Source organism: Anaerospora hongkongensis (assembly GCF_004339805.1).
GTDB lineage: Bacteria > Bacillota > Negativicutes > Sporomusales > DSM-15969 > Anaerospora > Anaerospora hongkongensis.
Genome location: NZ_SLUI01000006.1, coordinates 154,873 through 174,000, shown reverse-complemented (window position 1 = coordinate 174,000; position 19,128 = coordinate 154,873). Strand labels below are relative to the sequence as shown.

The window sequence follows — 19,128 nt, the reverse complement described above, 5'->3', positions numbered from 1 at the left end:
ATTCCATCACAGACCCATAAATAGGCTACCTTGCTCGGTACACCAATTGGACCACTCCCGAACTGTACCTTCGCACATCCGTAAGCCCAAGGCTGAGCCGCTCACGCAAACTTTCGAATAAGGGTTTGCCAGCGCCCAGCACAACCGGGTGTACAGACAGGCGATACTCATCCACCAACCCAAGATTGATAAACGTGGAAATTAAGCTTGCTCCGCCATAAAGCCATACATCTTTACCATGCCCCTGCTTGAGCTTTCTTATTTCCGCTTCGATATTGCTATTAATATATTGTACCTTACCACTTGGATCTTTGCATGTGGTAGAAAATATGATTTTCTTTTTGCTATGAACCAGTGTCCAAATTTGCTGTTCATTCTCAGAAGCATGATCATCAGGGGTATATTCGCCCCATAATTCGTAGCTTTTTCTCCCATACAGGATTGTGTCTATTTCACTTAGAAACTGCTCAAAGGCCATTTCCTCATCCATGATACACCAATCTATTTCCCCATTTGGCCCCTCTATAAACCCGTCTAAGGTTACCGCCAAATCTAAAATTACTTTTCGCATCTAAATAAGCCTCCCTAGCCTTGCTGCTGTAGCAGCAAGCATTGATTTGCTAATCGTTACATCAACATTTAGCTAACCAAAATTTATTATCGCACATCTTTTCGTTAAGTCCAATACTTAGCTGCAAGTAACTACTTCAGTAGCTTTGCTGCAACCAACGATTATCAGCAAAATCTCCTATTCCCTAATAAAATAATAAGAAAAGCCTTTACTATTTTTTAGCAGCTGATAATTAAACTTCGCCGCCTCCGGCAGGAACTGCTCTCTTTGCTTATCTCTCACGATGATCAGACGATCAGATAACGGGGGCTTCTCCCCAAAGTCAGCTATCCCCTGGGTCGGCATGGTGTATTTGCTTGACCAGTCCAGCTCTTCTTCCTCACGGAAATTCACTTCACTTCGCGGAGTAAGCTTGACTGCAACCTTGCCGCTATAAAAAACCGCCGAAGTACTGTAAAACTGATATATCCCTATCTTCTCCATTCTAAGGTCGACCATACTTTTAGCCATCTCTTTTCCTGACCGGCTTTCCGCTATGATAGGAAATAGAAACAGGGAAAGGATGATATATGACCCCGCTTGGCACAGACAAAGCAATTTAAAAACATCGACTGCAGTCCGGTTGCTTGCATTCCACACGCTGAACACCAGAAACAGTAGGAGACTGCCTGTAGCCAGGCCAAGTTCCCATCCCGCCAGATAGCGATGAGCTGCTGCCATATAACCAACCATGAGCAAGGCCACAGGAACCCCTATCCAGTAGAAAAGTTCCTTCGTTTGTCCCTGTGCCAGCATCCGCTCCAGTTGACTAGCTGTTAGGATTGCCACGGGAAAGAGGATGGGAAACGTATAGGTCAGATATTTAGTGGCCATTAGCGAATAAAAGCCCAAATAAGCAGCTATCCACAAGAAAAGAAACAACAGCAGAGGAGACTTCCGGGAACGCAACTCTTTATATCCTTGGACCAAAGCTTTGATGGCCAGAGCAGACCAAGGCAGCATACTGAGCAAAAATACAGCAAGGTAATAGTAGCTCACATTATCTTTCGGATGTTCGGAAACGGTTGCCCGCAGATAATTATGAACACCGAAAAAGTTATTGATAAACTCCATGCCGTGCAAGGTATACATGGCAGCGTACCAGGGCAGTGCCACAATGGCAAAGAGCAAAACTCCTGTCAGCAGATACATTTCTTTAAGTTCCGTCCAATTGCGCTGCACCATAATCACTAACAGCATGACTAAAGCAGGCAGCAGAACGCCAATCGGCCCTTTCGTCAATACAGCCAGCGCCATACTCACATAGGCAGCCAGATACCATCGTTTGGTGCCATCCATCTTTACATACCCCAGATAAAAAAATCCCAGAGCTGCGCAATTAAACACAAAGAACACCATATCGGTAATCACTAGTTTAGCCAGTACTATATACTCGAAGGATGTTCCCATAATCAGCGCTGCTAATAATGCGGACCTTCGTGTTACGGTCTTGCTTGCAAACCAATACAGCAGCACTACTCCCACAGCAGCAAACAAAGCAGGCGCCAGCCGAGCTGCCCACTCAGAAAATCCAAAGAGTTGAAAGGATAAGGCCGTAAGCCAGTAAAAGAATATAGGCTTATCAAACCAGACATTTCCATAGATCCTTGGTGACACCCAGTCCCCTGACAGCACCATTTCTTTCGCTGTAAGCGCATAGTTCGATTCTACCGGATCGGTGATGGGTATAGCTTGGTTAAAAAACATATAGCCCAAAAATGAAATCAGAAATAGGCCCCAATAGTTTTTTGGGGAAGTTACAAGTTTGTTTATAGCATTAACTATTTTCATTGTCATAAATCCTCTCTAATAATAGCAACTTGTTTTCATTAATTAAATTTTTCAACATTAATCGGAGCTTGTCCGTCGTCCATGCTGCCGAGGCAGACGTAATAATGGACACAATTTCCATCACAAAACAGTGAAAAAATCATTCTTCACCTTCGGTGCTGCAAAGCACGCAGCATTGAACATAAGCCGTCCTTTAGCGTATAAGCCGGCTGCCAATGAAGTTCATTAACTGCAGCCTGATTGTTCAATACCGAACGTCGTATATCGTTGTCCCGCGCCGCATGGCGAATCACCTCGGGCTGTTTTCCAGCGATTTGCATGAGCAGTTCAAGCAGCTCCTGAAGGCTGGTCTCCTTCATCGTGCTGATATTATAGCTGCGGTTTGCTGACTGGGAAAATAACGCCTTATAATTTGCTGCCGCTATATCTTTCACATAAATAAAATCCCGGGTCTGCTTTCCATCGCCATATACGGTTAGCCCCGGACCAGCAAGCAATCGATTTAAAAATATACTGATCACGCCACCTTCACCGCTATCACCCTGGCGCTCCCCATACACGTTGGCATAGCGCAATGCAACATACTCTAGCCCAAAGTTTTTATAATATAAATTCAGATAATGTTCCCCTGTCAACTTGCTTTCACCATAAAAAGAAATCGGTCGCTTCTTGCAGTCCTCATGAATCGGTAAAACGGCAGTATCGCCATAAATGGCCGCACTTGATGCGGAAACAATTCGCTTTACTCCCGTCAACCGGCTTGCTTCAAGCAAATTAATGAATCCACGAATATTCACATCACAATCGTAATAGGGATCTTTCAGCGAATTAGCTACCGTTGTTTGCGCGGCTTGATGCACAACATAATCAAATCGCTCGCTTGCCAGCAACTCCGTAAGATCCGCATCCCGAATGTCCTTTTTCAGAAAAACAGCCCCCGGATTGATATTGCGAAATGCCCCGGTGCTCAAATTGTCCAGAATTGTTACCTGTATATCCGATTGAAGCAATAAGTCAACAATGTGTGAGCCTATAAAACCGGCTCCCCCTGTTACTAATACTTTCATTTCTGCTCTCCTCTCACTGCTGCAACTTGATTTTTTCCGTACCACTTTTGAATTCAGCACTGACCCAGTATAACGGTCGCTGCTTAACCTCTTCAAAAATGCGACCAACATATTCACCGATAATCCCGAGGCCTACCAATTGAATGCCTCCAAGCGTCAATATGCTCACTGCGACCGTAGCCCACCCCGGAACAGCATCAGCGGTAAACAATTTCGTGTACACCACATTCAGGGTCAAGCCAAAACTCAACACACCAAAAAGTAAGCCAAGATAAAAGGCAACGCGCAGGGGGAGTTTTGAGTAAGCGGTAATACCGGCAAGGGCAAAAGAAAGCATCTTTCTGGGTGAGAACTTAGACTTCCCGGCAAAACGTTCCGGCGCCACAAACTCCACATGCGCTTGCCGATACCCCATATCGCCAATGATCCCCCGGATAAATCGGGCTTTCTCCTTAAAAGACCGGAAAGTTTGAACAACCTTTCTATCGAGCAGCCGGAAGTCTGATCCGCCTTCCACGATATGAACATCGGACATGCTATTAATTAACCGGTAGAACATACTCGAGGTAAACTTCTTTAACCAAGAGACGCCAGTTGTATCTACGCGGATGGTTTGCACGACCTCAAAACCTTCTTCCCATTTGCTCAGCAAAAGCGGCAACAACTCCGGCGGGTGCTGCAGATCACCGTCCATGGTGATCACCACATCCCCCTGCGCATAATCAAGACCGCAGGTTAAAGCCACTTGGTGCCCAAAATTTCGTGCCAGAAGAACCGCTTTAACCTTTGTATCCTGCTTGGTCATGCGTTCGAGAATCACCGCAGTATCATCACTAGAGCCATCATCAATAAAAATTAATTCATAAGCATAGCCTAAAGGCTCCATATACTTACGGACTTCTTGGTAAAAAACATTCAGATTCTCCTGCTCGTTAAAAACAGGTACAACTACTGAGATCAGTTTCATTTCTATCTCCGCCCTCTCTTTCGTCAAATCATAGACCCTGCACTCTGCCGTGTAAGCAACGAGCAATTGAAACTCGACTCATTGCTAGCCAGTCGAGCCTCAATTGCTCACGTCGGTCTGCTGATCTCCAGGTCTATCTAATTCATCTAGTTCGGATTAATGGTTTAATAGTGGCTATTCCCACCTTGCTCTCCATAATAAATACGAGAGTAACTTTGCTTTGGTTCAAAGTAAGGCAATTTTTTATATAAAAAAAACAAGACACCAAAAGTGCCTTGTCTATATACCTGCATATTTTCTATTATCTTCCATCAAACGTTCATCAGCGAACCCGAAACCTAAAGGATTTTGCTTCTTCTACAGAAACTAAATTCTGGGAATTCATCGCTTCCGCCTTTTGCCTTGGCCCTGTCATAATCCGCTTGACTTGTTGAGTGGAATAACCTTTTTGTAACAGTTCCTGTCCAAAATCATCCATAATGTGAAGCATATCGGGCCAGCCAAGCTCTCTATCATATGTGTTGACAGATTCTGCATAAATCTTTTGCATAAAGGATTTTACACCTTCATCACCAAGCTCTGATTGCCTAATATCATCGAGGATTAAAAAAATCTCTTTTACCACCAGGTTGTCGCCCCCGGCCTGGCTTCTATCCCCATCCTCGCCAGCCACCAAGTTAGGCACTGGCTTAAATTGCAGCCAAAATTGTTTCACATCCTCGTAATACGCTTTGCCTAATCCATTCTCTTTATATAAGGTATACATGTAAGAAAGCATCCCGGCACTGATACTTCCCGGGGCGCTTGTATCAAATGCCGGCCACCAAAGACTGAGAACAGCCTCTTCAAAATAAAGCATTTGTAATTTCTTTTCACTTGTCTCTTCGTTGGGCAATAATTTCCAGAAATATTCTGAGATCAAAATAGCATTTCTCAATCCTAATTTTCTGCGTTCAGCAGTTTCTTCCAGCCAGCTGTCCAGTAAGAATTGAGGCACCTCAACTACGCTCAAATATTGCTTGTTCGTCCGGGGTATCAGGTTTTCATAAAACGTGGTCCGATCCTTGACTAGTGTAATGATTGTATTTGCGTTCTCTTCATGCAGTTTTGCACAATAAGCTGTCACATTAGTGCTCTGATCCGCTATTTTTACATAAGGAGCAGCTAGCAAAAAAGCGTCCTGGGCAGACGAACTGAAAAAAGTAAACTTTCTGCCAGTTCCCTCCGATACATCAATCCCTTCTCGTAAGGGTAGTCCCGTAACAACTTCCATGTCCCGATCGATTTCAACAGTTATCGCAAAGGCGGCAGGCAGGTGGGAGACATTGCGCGCCGACAAGTTCTGGATAGGCTCATTACTCCATCTGCTCTGATACTCAGCAATGTTGTATACCGGGTTTTTACCTAAAACCGGATACCATGCATGGCCAGACCGTAACAAGGTCATCGCCGGTGAAACAAAATTGATCAATCCCCTCGGCTGGGCCTCATAGTCTGTAAACCACTCCCCTACTTTGCCCGAATAATGCAAAGCAATTTCCATAGTGGCTCCGGCAGCAAGAGGCTCATTTAGTTTCACCGCAACAAAGTCACCTTGTCTTTCCCAAACAAGTTGTTCACCACTGCCATCGGTTACATGCTGAACAGCATAATAATTTTTCAAGGTCAGAGGAATCTCTTGTACCTGGCTGTCACCTGTGTTTTTTAAAACCAGCTTTACATCACAGTCTACAGTATTCAGGGCTGTTTTCAAATTAATATCCATTACATAGCTAACCGGTTGCAGCCTATTTGATCGATCTGCTGCTTGTCCGGCATCAGCCACCGCATTCTTAAAAGACTCTTGATAACTTTGCTCGCGCGCTTTATACTCCAGGACGAAGGAAAGAGAACCAGCCAAAAATACAGCAAAGGCAGCTGTTGCCAGCACTATGGTTGATAATCCCCGTTTTTCCCTAGAACGCCGCTTACTATAAATATAATAGCTGCCTAAAAACAACATTGCGGAAAGCCCCAACTGCTGGCACAAAACCATTGGTAAAAATCCATTCTTAGGAAAGCGCCCTGTAAGCTGTGAAGGAAATTCTGTAGCGGCCAGATTATATGCCAAATTTACCGGTGGCAACCAATATGGCAATAAGGTATTATGATCACCATCAAGAATACTACTCACTAGTAGATAAATAGCGGTTATCAATGCGGCTAAAAAAATATTGGAACGACAGATCGTATCTATAAACAAAGTAACACATATGGAATTGATAATGATCAACAAATAATTCAACCAATAGTTCCCTAACAGGTCAAAAAAAGGCACTGGCGCAGGAAAAACGAACAGTACCATCGCCGCCACGACGAAAAACATCTGCATCCCCAGCAGACCTAAAAGCAAAAAGCTGCTTACTGCTCTCCCTAGCAGCAACTCCCAATCTTTACAAGGAAGTGTGCTAACAATCTCTACCGTGCCACTGCGCCAATCCCTGGAAATCATACCGATATTCCAAAAGACAAAAAACAGATAGAAAACCGCAATGGCTTTAAGCGCAAAAAATCGCTCCTCATATAAAGAGTAAAATAAGAGACAATTGACTATAACTACAAGTACCCAATAACTAATACCTTTTATGCCTACTCGCATTTCTTGCAAGGCAATTGCCATTATATTATTCATCGTCCTCTTGCCTCGCTGCTTCCATCAATGACTTATAACCGTCTTTTGCAGGCGCATCTTTTACCTGCCAACTCATTCCTGCGGCCAGCTTAGCAAGTTCATCCGGTTTTCCTTGAAATACCAAACTTCCTTGACGTAATACCGCAACCTCAGAGCAACAAGCTTCAATATCAGCAATGATATGGGTAGAATAGATAATCGTTATTTTCCTTCCCAGTTCAATGATTACCTTGCGGATATTATTGCGTTCGACAGGGTCAAGACCAACTGTAGGTTCATCCATGATCAAAAGCTGGGGTTTGCCCAATAAAGCCTGTGCAAATCCCAGCCTTTGTTTCATGCCAAAGGAATAAGTGGAAATCCTTCTATTCCTAACCTCTGCAAGATTTACTACTTCCAGGGCCTCATTCACCTGTATTGTTCTTGCCTGTTTATTTGTTAGCCCTTTTAATACCGCATAATACTCGAGCATCTCAAAACCGGTCAACCTAGTGTAAAAACCAAATTCCTGGGGTAAATACCCCAATTGCTTACGAATTACAGCTTGCTCTGAGCATAAATCTAAGCCATTAACTGTTACCTTACCACCCGTAGGCTCAATCATCGTTGCCAGAATCTTTAATAAGGTACTTTTCCCCGCACCATTTTCCCCTAAGAGACCGAATACACCTGTGCCTATGCGGCAAGTAATATCGTTCAGCGCCATGCAATTGTTGTTGTATTGTTTATTGAGGTGATTAATTTCTATCATTATCAATACCATTTCTTTCGCTTGTTGAGTCACCCTGGGATACTAGATAGATATAGGCATCCTCCAAGGTGGGCTCCACAGAACGCACCCCCGTAAGCTCCGGCCGAACATTGCTTATGATCCTTATTTCATACAAACCGTTATCAGCCCGTAAGCTGCTGACGATTAATTCATGTTTTTTCTCATTCCACTCGCGCTCAGACAAACTAGCTTCCCAAACAAAGCTTCTGGCAGTGTCTATCATTGCAGAGATTGGACCTTTAAACTTTAGTTTTTTACTATGTAACAACATGATGCTATTTGCCAGGTCCGTTAATTCTGAAACGATATGAGTACTCAATAGGACAATACGTTCAGAGGCTAACCGGGAAAATAAATTGCAAAAATAAAAACGTTCTTCCGGGTCAAGTCCAGACAGTGGCTCATCCATAAGGAGAAGATCGGGGTCGTTTAATAACCCTTGGGCGATACCGACCTTTTGGCGCATCCCCTTTGTCCAGTCCCGTAAGGTTTTATTAGGAAAGGAAGCAATTTGGGCAATATCCATTACCTCTTCAACCTTTGCACCAGCCACTGCAGCAGGAATCCCCTTTAATTCTGCAAAATATCGCAAAAATTCTTGCGCGGTCATTTCAGGATAAATGCCAAAGTGCTGAGGCAGGTATCCCATATGGGCTTTAAACCTGACACTGTCAGTAGGGAGAAACATTCCATTAAGAGATACTTGACCAGTTGTTGGCGCAATAATTCCTGCAAGGATGCGTAATAAAGTCGTTTTGCCCGCCCCATTAGGTCCAGTCATCACATGTAATCCCTTAGGTAACGAAAGGGAAATGTCATGGATTACACAATTTTTTTTAAAACATTTTGTAATGGAAGATAGCTCTAACATATTTTTCTCTCTCTTTTATCCCTCTTGGGAGTAGTCCATATTTTCGACACGCATATAGCGTAGATAGATTGCAATCAATATGAGACCGATCGCTAAAAGTATCATTGGTACTTGCTGTATCAAGCCAGTTCTAACTAGATTGATTTGTATAAAACTTTTTCCAACATCACTTTGTTCAAAAATAATTTGCGCTACCCACATGATAAATGATGCTCCGCAGCCATACATAGCGCCCAAGCGCAAAGAAACAGCCAATGCGATACCTAAGAAAAACACCATGGGTGCCAGCCATGCAAAAACAGCCTTCCATAACAGCATTTTTTCATTGGTCAGCATATCAGAAAAAGCAAGGGCGATCATCCCCGTAGCAGCCAGACAAACAATGATCGTATATCCCAAAGTCACAATAATTCTGGCACTAGCCAATTGGGCAGGTGTATAAGGACAAGACGCTTCCAGTTCATTTGTACCATAAAGCTCTGCTCTCTGCTCATAAAAAAGCGTTAATAGTCCTAGAACTGGCGCTCCATTTGTTAAAAAAATCAACGCAGCTCTATCACCGTTCGTTAAAAAGATGCCTGCAAAAATAAGCAAACTGGTCATTGCCATAAACCGCCAGCTCAAAATATCCAACTGGATTTCTACCAGACGTAAGACAGAGAGTAGACTGCCATCACTGGCAGACCTTTCTATTGCTACTCGATCAACAGGTTTAAGAATGGGAACATCATCATGACTAGCATTTTCCTGCAAAGCTGCTTTGAGATTACAGAGCAAGCTGCTGGTCATCGCAGCAGTAGGCTTAGGAACGGTATATTCGGATAATTTATTTAAAACAGCAACCATCTCTTCATCATTTTCATCCTTATCAATCTCGTTAAGAATTTCTTGATATTTATCCAAGTTCTTCGCCCCCCTCTTTAAGCAGTTTTTTAAGATTATGCAATCCATGAGATAACCTTGATTTAACTGTCCCCACAGGAATATTCAATACTACAGCAATTTCTTCTATCTTTAATTCTTCATAAAAACGCAGGACAACTACTTCGCGGTGAATATCTCCCAATTGATTTAGAACTTCCATAATCGCCTCCCGTTCATCCTGCTTCTGCAAGAATTCTTCCGGCGTATCCTCATCGTCCCGAACATTATCACCCATCTCAAAACCAGGAACCGTTTTTTGCACATATGCGCTTTTCAAATAATCCTTACATGTGTTTGACGCAATTGTATAAATCCACGTTTTGAAAAGAAACTCTGAGTTGTATTGCTTTATATTCCGGCATATTTTGATAAATACCTCTTGGGTAATATCGTTAGCGCTATGGTAATTTTTACTCATCCGATAGATATAGGCAAATATCTTAGAATGGTAGCGAGAAACCATAGTCTCCAATGCGGTCTCGTTTCCCTGCTGCAATTGCCTTGCAAGTTCTTCATCAGAAATAATTTACTGCCACCTCACTTGAAACCGTTGTACTTAGGGGGTCAGGCTTGACTTATTTAATCGACTTGACTTATTTCCAGATTGCATTGTATTACCTTACCACGCTCATATCCACGCGTTACGATAGCCGCATCAACATCTAGTTTTTTCGCTAGCTCCGCTCTGCTATACATTTTTGATTCAATAATTCGATATATTAGGTCATTTCTTGCTTCAGCAACTTTACGAACCCGACATTTTCCCAATAGTTGCTCGATAGATATGCCTCTATCTACTGCTATTTTATCAGCAATTTGTTCAAAGGTTCGCTCTTTCTTTGTAAAAGGTTGCTGCTCATCTTGCTTAGCTGGAAGGGGGGAATTGTCGGCAATAATATGTTGCCTCCCCGCCTCAACTCCAATAACTTGATTAATTCGAATTTCTTTTTGTTCTTGATAGACAAGGTCACCATATTGCTTAACTGCTTTTGCCATATCATCATTAAACATTTGTAAAACAACGATTGGATTTGCAGAATTACCGCGTTGCCCCAACAGGTAATTAGTATGGCTGCTCCACTTATAATTAAGGCCATCTGACAGATTCGCCCGACAAGGGTTTTGATGTATATAACATACAATTGAGAGAAGATAAGAGTCACTGTTACACAAAAATGCCTTATACCGTTGTTGAAATACATGTCCAATATGTCGATACTTTTTATTGTAGTATTGGGTATATGTTTGTTGGATTCCCTGCATGATTTTGGATATTGGTATCTGATCTATACAGACTAGTAGATGAACGTGATTATCCATGAGTACGTAGGCAAACAGTTCAAACCCATACTTTTGTTTATACTTACCTACTAGTTCTAAGTACTTATCTTTATCTCCGGCATCTAAGAATATATCCTCCCGATTGTTGCCTCTCGCAATAACATGGTATATAGCGTTTTCATAATGTATCCTTGGTTTTCTCGCCATATAAACCCCACTTTTTGAGATATATTTGCCAATAATTATGACCTGTAATTACAAATAAGTCAATTTTTAAAATAAGTCAAGCCTGACCCCATAAGACTAGCCTGGTCCCAAATTCGCAGAAAAAAGAAGCGTCGCGATCCGAACTGGATTTCGCCGCCTCTTTTTTGGTTAATTACGCGTTTTCACGCAAAATTGTTCTACCTTACCATTAATATCGGTACAGGTCCAAAGGATCGTTTTTTCCCTAACCTCCGGCACCAATCTAGCCGGATAATAGCCCAGTTGATAAGGAATACGAATCTCAATCGCCTGAGCCGGGCATGCCTTCACGCAGGACATGCAGTCCCAGCAGTCTCTTCTGCTGCGGCAATGTGCCTTTTTACCGGCAACTGTCATTAAATCGCCCGGGCAAATCATCTCGCAAGCGCCACATCCAGTGCATTTTGAGTTTATGATTACAGGGGGCATAGCCTCACCTCCACTAAGGTTTAAGTCTGTCGCCGGAAACCAGTTGAACATAGGGCCGCATAAACATTTCGACGCGCCCTGTCTTAACATCATACCGAGAATTGACAAAACCATCGAACCGGACATCATCCTTCGCCGGATAGTCGGTTCGTGTCTGCCAGCCCGGCCAGCGGGTTTCTTCCCGGTACAGCAGATGATGCACAAGCACTTCAGCGACATCCAGCCGGTCAATTATTTCATGCGCTTCCATGAGTTCATGCCAATCGGCCGCAATCAGAAACTGCACCTGATCCTTGAGAATCTTCAAATGACGCAGGGCATATGCAAGCCCCTGGCGATTCATCCGAAAAAACTGATGCACGCCTCCTGCGTACTCATCCATCAACCGCTGCAGTCTTTCTTCCATTTCGCCGGGTTTAACACCGTCGCCGACATTGCTTCGGCGCAGCAGCGGCCCGAAGACACGCTCTCTTTCTGCCGCGATATCGCTTGCTGCGATTGTCTTATGCTCCACAGCCCGACAATAGTCGACGGCTGCTCTGGCGGCGATCAGGCCCTCAGCCGCGCAACCGCCGACAAACTTGTTGGGCGTACCGCCCGCCACATCGCCACAGGCGAATAAGCCCGGCAGCGTCGTGCCTCGTTTTTCGTCCACCCAGTAGCCGCTTGCCGTATGGCCGCCGACAATATAAGGGTCCGATCCATAAATCTCAATCGGGTCCCGCCGTATATCCTGGCCCCGGCTGGCTAAAAACAGTACGAATGTGGGCCGTTCATTCAGGTAGTCATACTTCATATCCTGAACCTGCTCTTCAGTCATACCGGTAGTATCGACAAAACAAGGTCCACGCCCGTCACGCCACTCTTCCATCGGGACATTGGCCCGAATATAGCGGGGCGCCGCATCCCCACCCAGATGAGCATACCGCTCCTCCAGTATCTTTTCACCCGAGGCATTGATCATCGGCGTCTTATAACCAAGCGAAATAGTATCAATAGGTCCGTTAAAGTCTTTAGTCCGGGTGGCGCACCATCGCATTTCAAAGGTTGTCATCTCCGCCCCGCTGCGAATTCCCATCGCGTAACCAGTCCCCACATTGTACGGACAGTACCAAAGCTGATGGTGGCTGTCCTGCCCGTCATTCTGGTAGGGTTTGTAGAGACCTGCCGCACCACCGGTTGCAATGATCGTGGCTTTAGCCTTAATCACATACAGCTTGCCGTCGCGCACGCCAAAACCATAGGCGCCCGCCACACGCTCCCCCTCCAGGATGTAGTTTGTCGCGACAATGCGGTTTAAGATCTCACAGCCAGCCTCTCGAGTCTTCGCTGCCAGGATCGGTTTCATTTCCGAACCGGAAATAGTGATATCCCATTTGCCGCGTGCTTTATATTCCTCGCCGTCTTCCTCGTATTTAATGGGCATGCCCCATTCTTCCCATTCCTCGATTGGCTTATTAAGCAACTCCGCCATGCTCATAGTTAAATCCTCACGAATAATGCCACCGGCTTGCGACCGGCTCCACCGTACGAATTCTTCGACCGTCCTGCCTTTCTTGAGATAGGTGTTGATAGCATCCATACCGCCTGCCAGGCAGCCGCTGCGATCAATATGCGCCTTTTCCATCAGTGTCACCTTGCAGGCCGGATCAGCCCGTTTGGCTTCAATCGCCGCGAAGCAGCCGGCATTGCCCGCGCCGATAATCAGAATATCGGTTTCCAGACATTCGGTCTGAATATCTTCCAGGTTTTTGATTAATGCATGTTTATTCATATCCTTCTCCTTCCGCCAACTTAAGGCTGCCACATCGGATAACCGTTAAACGCCCACCAGGGCACCATGACAAAAGCTATGTAGACAATCGCCAGCAACGTTAACGGCGTGCCAGCCTGCATAAATTCCCTGAAGGAAAACTCATCGGACGCGTACGCTACCAGACAGGCGGTCACTTCCATCGGCAAAATCATGGCGTAGGTATCAACATTGAGCACCGCCAGCGTAAACGCCACCGAGTTAAGCTTGAGCAAAGGCGCCATCGCAAAGACAATCGGGGCCATCAGAGTGACCGCCCCGACATTGCTGATAATGCCTAGCCGCAGTATCTGAATGGTAATCATGACGAACAGCAACGCGCCCAGCCAGCCCCAGTCCGGCACCCAATCCACCATTCTGGCGGCTAGGAATTTATCCAGGCCAGTTTTGCTAAAAGCCGTCACCAGGCAAAGAGCGCCGGCCAGGAGCAGCCAAGTGCCCCAAATGGTTTTTTGCTGAACCTTTTTCCAGTCAAGCGGCAGCAAACCGGGGATAAAAACGCTGGAGACAGCAATAAGGGTAACGATTCCCGTCTGGATCTTGTGATAATCGCCGGTAGCCCACAACAGCACAGCAAAGCTAAAACAGGCAAGCACCATTTTTTCCACAGCATTAACAGGCCCCAGCGTCTCATTCTCCTGCTTGATTTTAGCCGTTCCACCGGCAATATCCATGCCGGCAAGTTTAAAATGTCTGACCACCCACCACCACATCAGCGGAAACATGCCCAGCATTGGACAGTGCAGCCAAAACCAGCCGCCCCACGATATTCCCGCATTGGCCTTGGTGTTGAGCAGGTTGGCCATTATTACGTTGCACATATGCCCTGTAAGAAAAATCGGCGCGGCAAAAACAGCGCCAAAGCCGATCCCTGCCATTGCCAGCGCTTTACGTACCCTCTTCTCTTCGGGCGTTTCCCCCATCAGCCGGTTCACGCCCTGGACAATCGGCAAATACATGCCCGCTCTGGCAACAGTTGCCGGTACAAATAGCGCACTCACAGCATGCGCTAGAAAAAAGCCGCTAAGCAGATTGGGAACCTTGGGTTTGACCCTGGCCAGTATGGATAGCGCAATACGCTTGTCTACACCCGTCACCTGCATGACACCTGCAAGTATAAAAGCACCTAGACACAAATATGCTTCATTGCTGGAAAAACCGCTGAATGCATCAGCAGGATTGGGCAGCGCACCGGAAATCGAAAGCATGACGGGAATCATTAATCCCGAAATGCTTTTCGGCAGAGCGTCTGTAATCCAAATGACCATCACCCAGCCGGTAGTAGCCAGCACGGCTCGCGCTGCGGTAGAAAATCCCTGAACCGTGGGAACCAGAGCGACAATAGCAAAATAAACGACCCAGGCGGCAATGAAGCCCCCGATCGCCACACATGGATTTAGGCCTGCCGCTAAAGCATTCCGCTGATACCAAGGATAAACCGCTCCTTGGGGGTCGAGCTGCGTCTGTACGGACATGTATACACCTCCAAACGAATTTTATCCTCAGTGTAGCATGTGAAAAGCAGAACTTGCTGTCGTCCAGACGACAATTATTTAAATATTAAGAAAACTATTGACATAAAGTAATTTATCGGTCAATAAAATCCTGTAGTCCCTTTATATTCAAAATCTCGATGTATTTTTTATTCGTTTCAATGAAGCCCAGGTCTTTCAGCTTCTGCATGGTTGTTGTTACTGTCTGGCGGCAGGAGCCGACAAGGGCCGCCAGCTCCTGCTGCGTCAACGGCAAACTCAGGCGAATACTCCCGTCTTCGTCAGAGGCATCCTGCTGTCTGGCCAAATTCACCAGCGCCCGGGCCAGACGCCGGTCTACTTCCATGGAAACCATATCCGCGACCATTGTTTCAACCTGCCGTAAGCGGTTGGCAAGCGCCGTAGCGACTTTAACCGCGATTCCCGGCCTTTCCTGCAGGATTTTGCGGAAAGCCTGACCGTCAATAGCCCAAAGCACCGCGGGCTCTAGAGTCTCGGCATAACCGCGCCGCGACATGCCATTAAGCACCTCACAGACACCAATCAGATCGCCGGCCTGTCGAATCCCGACAGTGACCGTCTTGCCCCAAAGAGTATTCCGGTAAATTTTTATATGACCTTTTTCAATAAAGTAGATATAATTGGCCGCATCTTCCTCCCGGAAAACGGTGTGGCCCGTTTTTAGCTTACAGGGATAAGCAACCTGCTGAACCAGCTTATACTCGGTTTCATCCAGCGTAACATAAGCTTTGGGGCTATACAGATTTGTGTAATTAACCACAGCAGCCTCCTGGAAAGTTTTTCTCATCGGATGATTCCCTTTTCCATACTTTAATTCCTGCGTCTGTCGTCGCCAGCTTTGCACTTACGATTATGATTGGTAGACAAAAAAATGCCTATAAACCCCTTTCTTGGGTTTGTAGGCATTTTTTCGTAGGGGTCAGGCTTGATTCAATAAGTCAATTATCAAAATAAGTCAAGCCTGACCCCATCAGTATACCTGTCCCTCTGGCTCTGTTATATATCTGCATCTGTTGCAAAGGCCTCCGTGCCCATTGGTGAAATGGTGACAAAAAGGCGCAGGACATCTTCGCCGCTGTTTATAACCTGCAGGCTTTCCTGCCCATCAACCTGCATTAGTTCTCCCACCTGCAACGAGGTTTCATTGCCATCTGTGACAACCTTGGCCTTACCCTCCATTACCTGCAGGAAAAGCGTTGATTCTAGATGTGTGTGCCCCGGCAGTATTGCCCCTTTGGCAATGTTAAGTATAAAGGCAATTGCATTATCGCTTTTGAAAATCATCCGCTTAGCGATTTTTTTCTTAGGCTCCTGGAAATAATCATGAAAAACAAACTTGTTCACAGGTAAACCCTCCTTAATTTAATTTCAAATTTAATATCCCCGAATTGGGGCATATATAACGGTGCCACCAGGACATTTTTGACTCTCAGCCAATAATGGGTTCAGCGCTCTACCATGGAAATTGCCGGATCCCCATATAAAAAAGCATCAATTCATATCATCCTTCACGAAATAAAAGCCAAAAACGGGGGACAAGGTAAAAACCTGTCCCCCGCTCTTTTTTATGTCAGGAATGTCAGGAAAGCACCGTATCCTTTGGTTCCGGCGCAGCCACATATTTTCGCAGCCTTTTCGCTAACGGCAGGGCGATAACCGCCGCCACGCCGATCTGTACTAAATTGCCGGGGATAGAGGTCAGTGGTGCCACCCAATTTCCATATATAATACCTTCGGCACCATAGTAACCCACTACTTTAATCAGGCCAGCGGCCACTAAGGCCAGGATATACGCCGTCAAACTCCGATTCTTTTCACAAATTGCCCCGACCGTATATCCCATCAGGCCGACAATCACCAGCGTAAATGGAGCCCACAAAAACCAGCCGCCCACTACATCGAACAGGGCCATACCAATACCGCCGGCCAGAGCGCCGGTCCAGCGGCCATAAAGAATGGCGAAAAGGAAAAGCGGTACATTTCCCAAATGAATCAGTCCGCCATTGGCGGCAATAGGAAGACGAAGATTGACAAAAGATGTGCAAGTAAATACGAGAGCAATGCCTAACGCGGTATAGGCCAGTTGTTTTGTCTGGCTGAAAGCTTGTTTTTTCATATCTTTTTCTCCTACCTTTATTTTTTAAATCACAAATATAGTATAACCCAGGATTGTTCCCTTTGAAATATTCAGATTGATATTTTTGAATAGGTACAGTTTTCAGTACCATGGTAAACATACGAAGGCCGGCTGAGAAGATTTCTCTGGCCGACCTATGGGAAAAGAGCAGCAGACTCAAGATAAATAAGCGGAAATGCGGCGCTTAATACTTTCCGTCGTCTAACAGCAAAACCGTTCTTCTCAATAAACCCAATATATTCCTCCGGTGTCCACTTCGAATAAGTTTCAAATCCCAAGAGTTTTAGTATTTTGGCCTTCAGATTCCTGTCTGAGTTTTCTAGGTGTCCATGCGAGAAGGTTGGTGCTATCAGTAATCCACCGGGTTTCAGTACCCTGTGGATATTTACAAGTGCTGCTACAGGGTCTGGAATAATATGCAAGGCATTGGAAATGATGACCGCATCAAACGAGTCCTTCGCAAAGGATAAGGCAGTAGCATCTTCGATGGAGAACGTAACATTTGACGGAGCAGCTTTCTTTTTTGCGGTTTCAATCATTTTCGGGGAAAAGTCTGTTGCTTCAACCTGCCGAACAAATTTAGCTATACCAAGCGCAATTAACCCAGTTCCCGTGGCAACTTCCAAGACCCGCATATCAGCTTTTAACACTTCCGACATCAGATGATACATCTCTTCATATGCCTTTTTGCTAGACCAATTCATCACGAAGTCATATATCCCGGAATACCGATTCCAAAATTCTTTGTTGTCGCCCATAGTCATTACTCCCCTGATCTAAAATTCCATCAAAAAACTCTTAGCTACCTTTATCATCAAGTCTTTCTGCTCTCGCCAAAAGGCAGCAGCATTCCACGTGTGTTGATACTGTGAATCGGAATGGATACAGCAGGTAATTTATGGTAATACTGTGTCATTATAATATAATTGAACGGTTCAACTCGATGATCATTATAAATGGAGGTAACACAATGGGAAATATAACGCTAGTTCCTGTATGGATAATTCAAGATGTTTTAGTTTTAATTATTGCCACTTTAATGATTTTTTATATAATTGATAACGAAGAGCGACCAAAGATTGTATTAATGCAGTTCGTATGCTTTGTCTTTTTTTACGCCTCGGTCTTTGAAAACGTTGCTGTATTTATGGGATCTATGGGGAAAGAAGGTTTTTACTCATATGGGAACAGTATCCTAATGATATTCAATGTGCCAATAACTGTTCCAATTATCGAGTTTCTTATCGTTTACTCAACGTTACGTGTTTTGAAGACGATAAATATACCGTCATGGACTAAACCATTCATTGCTGGCCTTAGTGCTATGATTTTTGACTTTTCACTGGATCCAGTCGCAGTAAAACAGATTTTTCAAACTTCGGAAGGAGTCATTGGCAGGTGGGGTTATTACCCGCTCCCTGGAGAACCTGTCATATATGGGGAACCTGTCATGAATTTTACAGGATGGATCTATATAGCCGGATACTGGACTGCATTTATTTTAATCGGTGAATGGTGGCATAAGAAGAGTGGCTATAGTAATCTAATTGGCTATATATATCCGTTCTTGGCTGCAATTCTTTCTCTAGCTTGTTTGCTTTCACCTATATCCAACTTCTTTAATTATATGGGACCATTTTTCACCAGAACATCTGATATGCAATGGGTAATGTTGCTCTCTCTTTCTGTAATTTCAGTGGGAATTTTAGCGTTAGCCTTCGTCAAGTTCTGGGATCGTAGGGTTGTTAGCTCTTTGAATTATAAAAAAGATTTTCCTATCATGCTTACTTTCCTGGGTTTTCCTTTGGTTAATACCTTATTTTGTGTGATTGGTGGGTACATGGAGATACTATGGCTTGTTGTCCTGGCACAGGTGTTATTATTGTTAGGCTGGAGTGGAATTTATATTTTGAGTAAAAAGTTACTCCACAAAGAATGAAGAACTCCCAACAAGTTAGATAAATATTTCAATAAGCAAGATGAAAGGGCTTGCTGCCTGTGTAGAATGTGTGGTGTGTGTTGGTATAACAAAACA

Annotated in this window: 18 protein-coding genes; 1 reads left to right on the top strand and 17 read right to left on the bottom strand. The window is 44.7% G+C overall.

Annotated features, from left to right (window positions below; genetic code table 11):
* Positions 1-25: 25 nt before the first annotated feature.
* The 17 genes from EV210_RS10480 to EV210_RS10400 all read right to left on the bottom strand — a co-directional run bounded on the left by EV210_RS10480 (position 26) and on the right by EV210_RS10400 (position 17,851).
* Positions 26-571 carry a dihydrofolate reductase family protein gene (locus EV210_RS10480; RefSeq protein ID WP_132079695.1) on the bottom strand — a complete coding sequence of 182 codons (546 nt, stop codon included), beginning with the start codon at positions 569-571 and terminating at the stop codon, positions 26-28.
* Positions 572-748: 177 nt separating this feature from the next.
* Positions 749-2,401, bottom strand: coding sequence for an ArnT family glycosyltransferase (locus EV210_RS10475; RefSeq protein WP_132079692.1), 1,653 nt, complete (start codon positions 2,399-2,401; stop codon positions 749-751).
* A gap of 146 nt (positions 2,402-2,547) precedes the next feature.
* Complete coding sequence (locus EV210_RS10470) at positions 2,548-3,468, bottom strand: NAD-dependent epimerase/dehydratase family protein (RefSeq protein WP_132079689.1); 921 nt, start codon at positions 3,466-3,468, stop codon at positions 2,548-2,550.
* Positions 3,469-3,481: 13 nt separating this feature from the next.
* Positions 3,482-4,435: a glycosyltransferase family 2 protein gene (locus EV210_RS10465; RefSeq protein ID WP_132079686.1), complete on the bottom strand. Its 954-nt coding sequence runs from the start codon at positions 4,433-4,435 to the stop codon at positions 3,482-3,484.
* A 322-nt stretch (positions 4,436-4,757) separates the two neighbouring features.
* Complete coding sequence (locus tag EV210_RS10460; RefSeq protein WP_132079683.1) at positions 4,758-7,106, bottom strand: ABC transporter permease/M1 family aminopeptidase; 2,349 nt, start codon at positions 7,104-7,106, stop codon at positions 4,758-4,760.
* The gene (locus EV210_RS10455) at positions 7,099-7,857 is read right to left on the bottom strand and encodes an ABC transporter ATP-binding protein (protein ID WP_243650507.1); all 759 of its coding nucleotides are present in this window, start codon (positions 7,855-7,857) and stop codon (positions 7,099-7,101) included. The genes EV210_RS10460 and EV210_RS10455 overlap by 8 nt, the downstream gene beginning before the upstream one ends.
* A complete protein-coding gene (locus tag EV210_RS10450) occupies positions 7,844-8,749 on the bottom strand; it encodes an ATP-binding cassette domain-containing protein (protein ID WP_132079677.1) in 906 nt (301 codons plus the stop codon). Before EV210_RS10450 ends, EV210_RS10455 begins: the two co-directional genes overlap by 14 nt.
* Before the next feature lie 15 nt (positions 8,750-8,764).
* Complete coding sequence (locus EV210_RS10445; RefSeq protein ID WP_132079673.1) at positions 8,765-9,652, bottom strand: hypothetical protein; 888 nt, start codon at positions 9,650-9,652, stop codon at positions 8,765-8,767.
* Positions 9,645-10,136, bottom strand: a complete 492-nt coding sequence (locus tag EV210_RS10440) for an RNA polymerase sigma factor (protein WP_243650521.1) — start codon at positions 10,134-10,136, stop codon at positions 9,645-9,647. Before EV210_RS10440 ends, EV210_RS10445 begins: the two co-directional genes overlap by 8 nt.
* Positions 10,137-10,252: 116 nt before the next feature.
* The gene (locus EV210_RS10435) at positions 10,253-11,161 is read right to left on the bottom strand and encodes a transposase (RefSeq protein ID WP_132079667.1); all 909 of its coding nucleotides are present in this window, start codon (positions 11,159-11,161) and stop codon (positions 10,253-10,255) included.
* A gap of 168 nt (positions 11,162-11,329) precedes the next feature.
* A complete protein-coding gene (locus EV210_RS10430) occupies positions 11,330-11,629 on the bottom strand; it encodes a 4Fe-4S binding protein (RefSeq protein ID WP_132079664.1) in 300 nt (99 codons plus the stop codon).
* A 13-nt stretch (positions 11,630-11,642) separates the two neighbouring features.
* Positions 11,643-13,403 (bottom strand): adenylyl-sulfate reductase subunit alpha, encoded by a 1,761-nt coding sequence (locus EV210_RS10425; RefSeq protein WP_132079661.1) that lies wholly within the window; start codon positions 13,401-13,403, stop codon positions 11,643-11,645.
* A 20-nt stretch (positions 13,404-13,423) separates the two neighbouring features.
* Positions 13,424-14,917, bottom strand: coding sequence for an SLC13 family permease (locus EV210_RS10420; protein WP_132079658.1), 1,494 nt, complete (start codon positions 14,915-14,917; stop codon positions 13,424-13,426).
* Positions 14,918-15,029: 112 nt separating this feature from the next.
* The gene (locus EV210_RS10415) at positions 15,030-15,716 is read right to left on the bottom strand and encodes a Crp/Fnr family transcriptional regulator (RefSeq protein ID WP_165898866.1); all 687 of its coding nucleotides are present in this window, start codon (positions 15,714-15,716) and stop codon (positions 15,030-15,032) included.
* Positions 15,717-15,952: 236 nt separating this feature from the next.
* On the bottom strand, positions 15,953-16,300 hold the full coding sequence (locus tag EV210_RS10410; RefSeq protein ID WP_132079652.1) for a cupin domain-containing protein: 348 nt from the start codon (positions 16,298-16,300) through the stop codon (positions 15,953-15,955).
* A 235-nt stretch (positions 16,301-16,535) separates the two neighbouring features.
* Positions 16,536-17,072: an ECF transporter S component gene (locus EV210_RS10405; RefSeq protein ID WP_132079649.1), complete on the bottom strand. Its 537-nt coding sequence runs from the start codon at positions 17,070-17,072 to the stop codon at positions 16,536-16,538.
* A 155-nt stretch (positions 17,073-17,227) separates the two neighbouring features.
* Positions 17,228-17,851 carry a class I SAM-dependent methyltransferase gene (locus EV210_RS10400; RefSeq protein ID WP_132079645.1) on the bottom strand — a complete coding sequence of 208 codons (624 nt, stop codon included), beginning with the start codon at positions 17,849-17,851 and terminating at the stop codon, positions 17,228-17,230.
* A 212-nt stretch (positions 17,852-18,063) separates the two neighbouring features.
* On the opposite strand from EV210_RS10400, the gene EV210_RS10395 reads away from it, so the two are divergent.
* The gene (locus EV210_RS10395) at positions 18,064-19,032 is read left to right on the top strand and encodes a carotenoid biosynthesis protein (RefSeq protein WP_132079642.1); all 969 of its coding nucleotides are present in this window, start codon (positions 18,064-18,066) and stop codon (positions 19,030-19,032) included.
* The last annotated feature ends 96 nt before the right edge of the window (positions 19,033-19,128 follow it).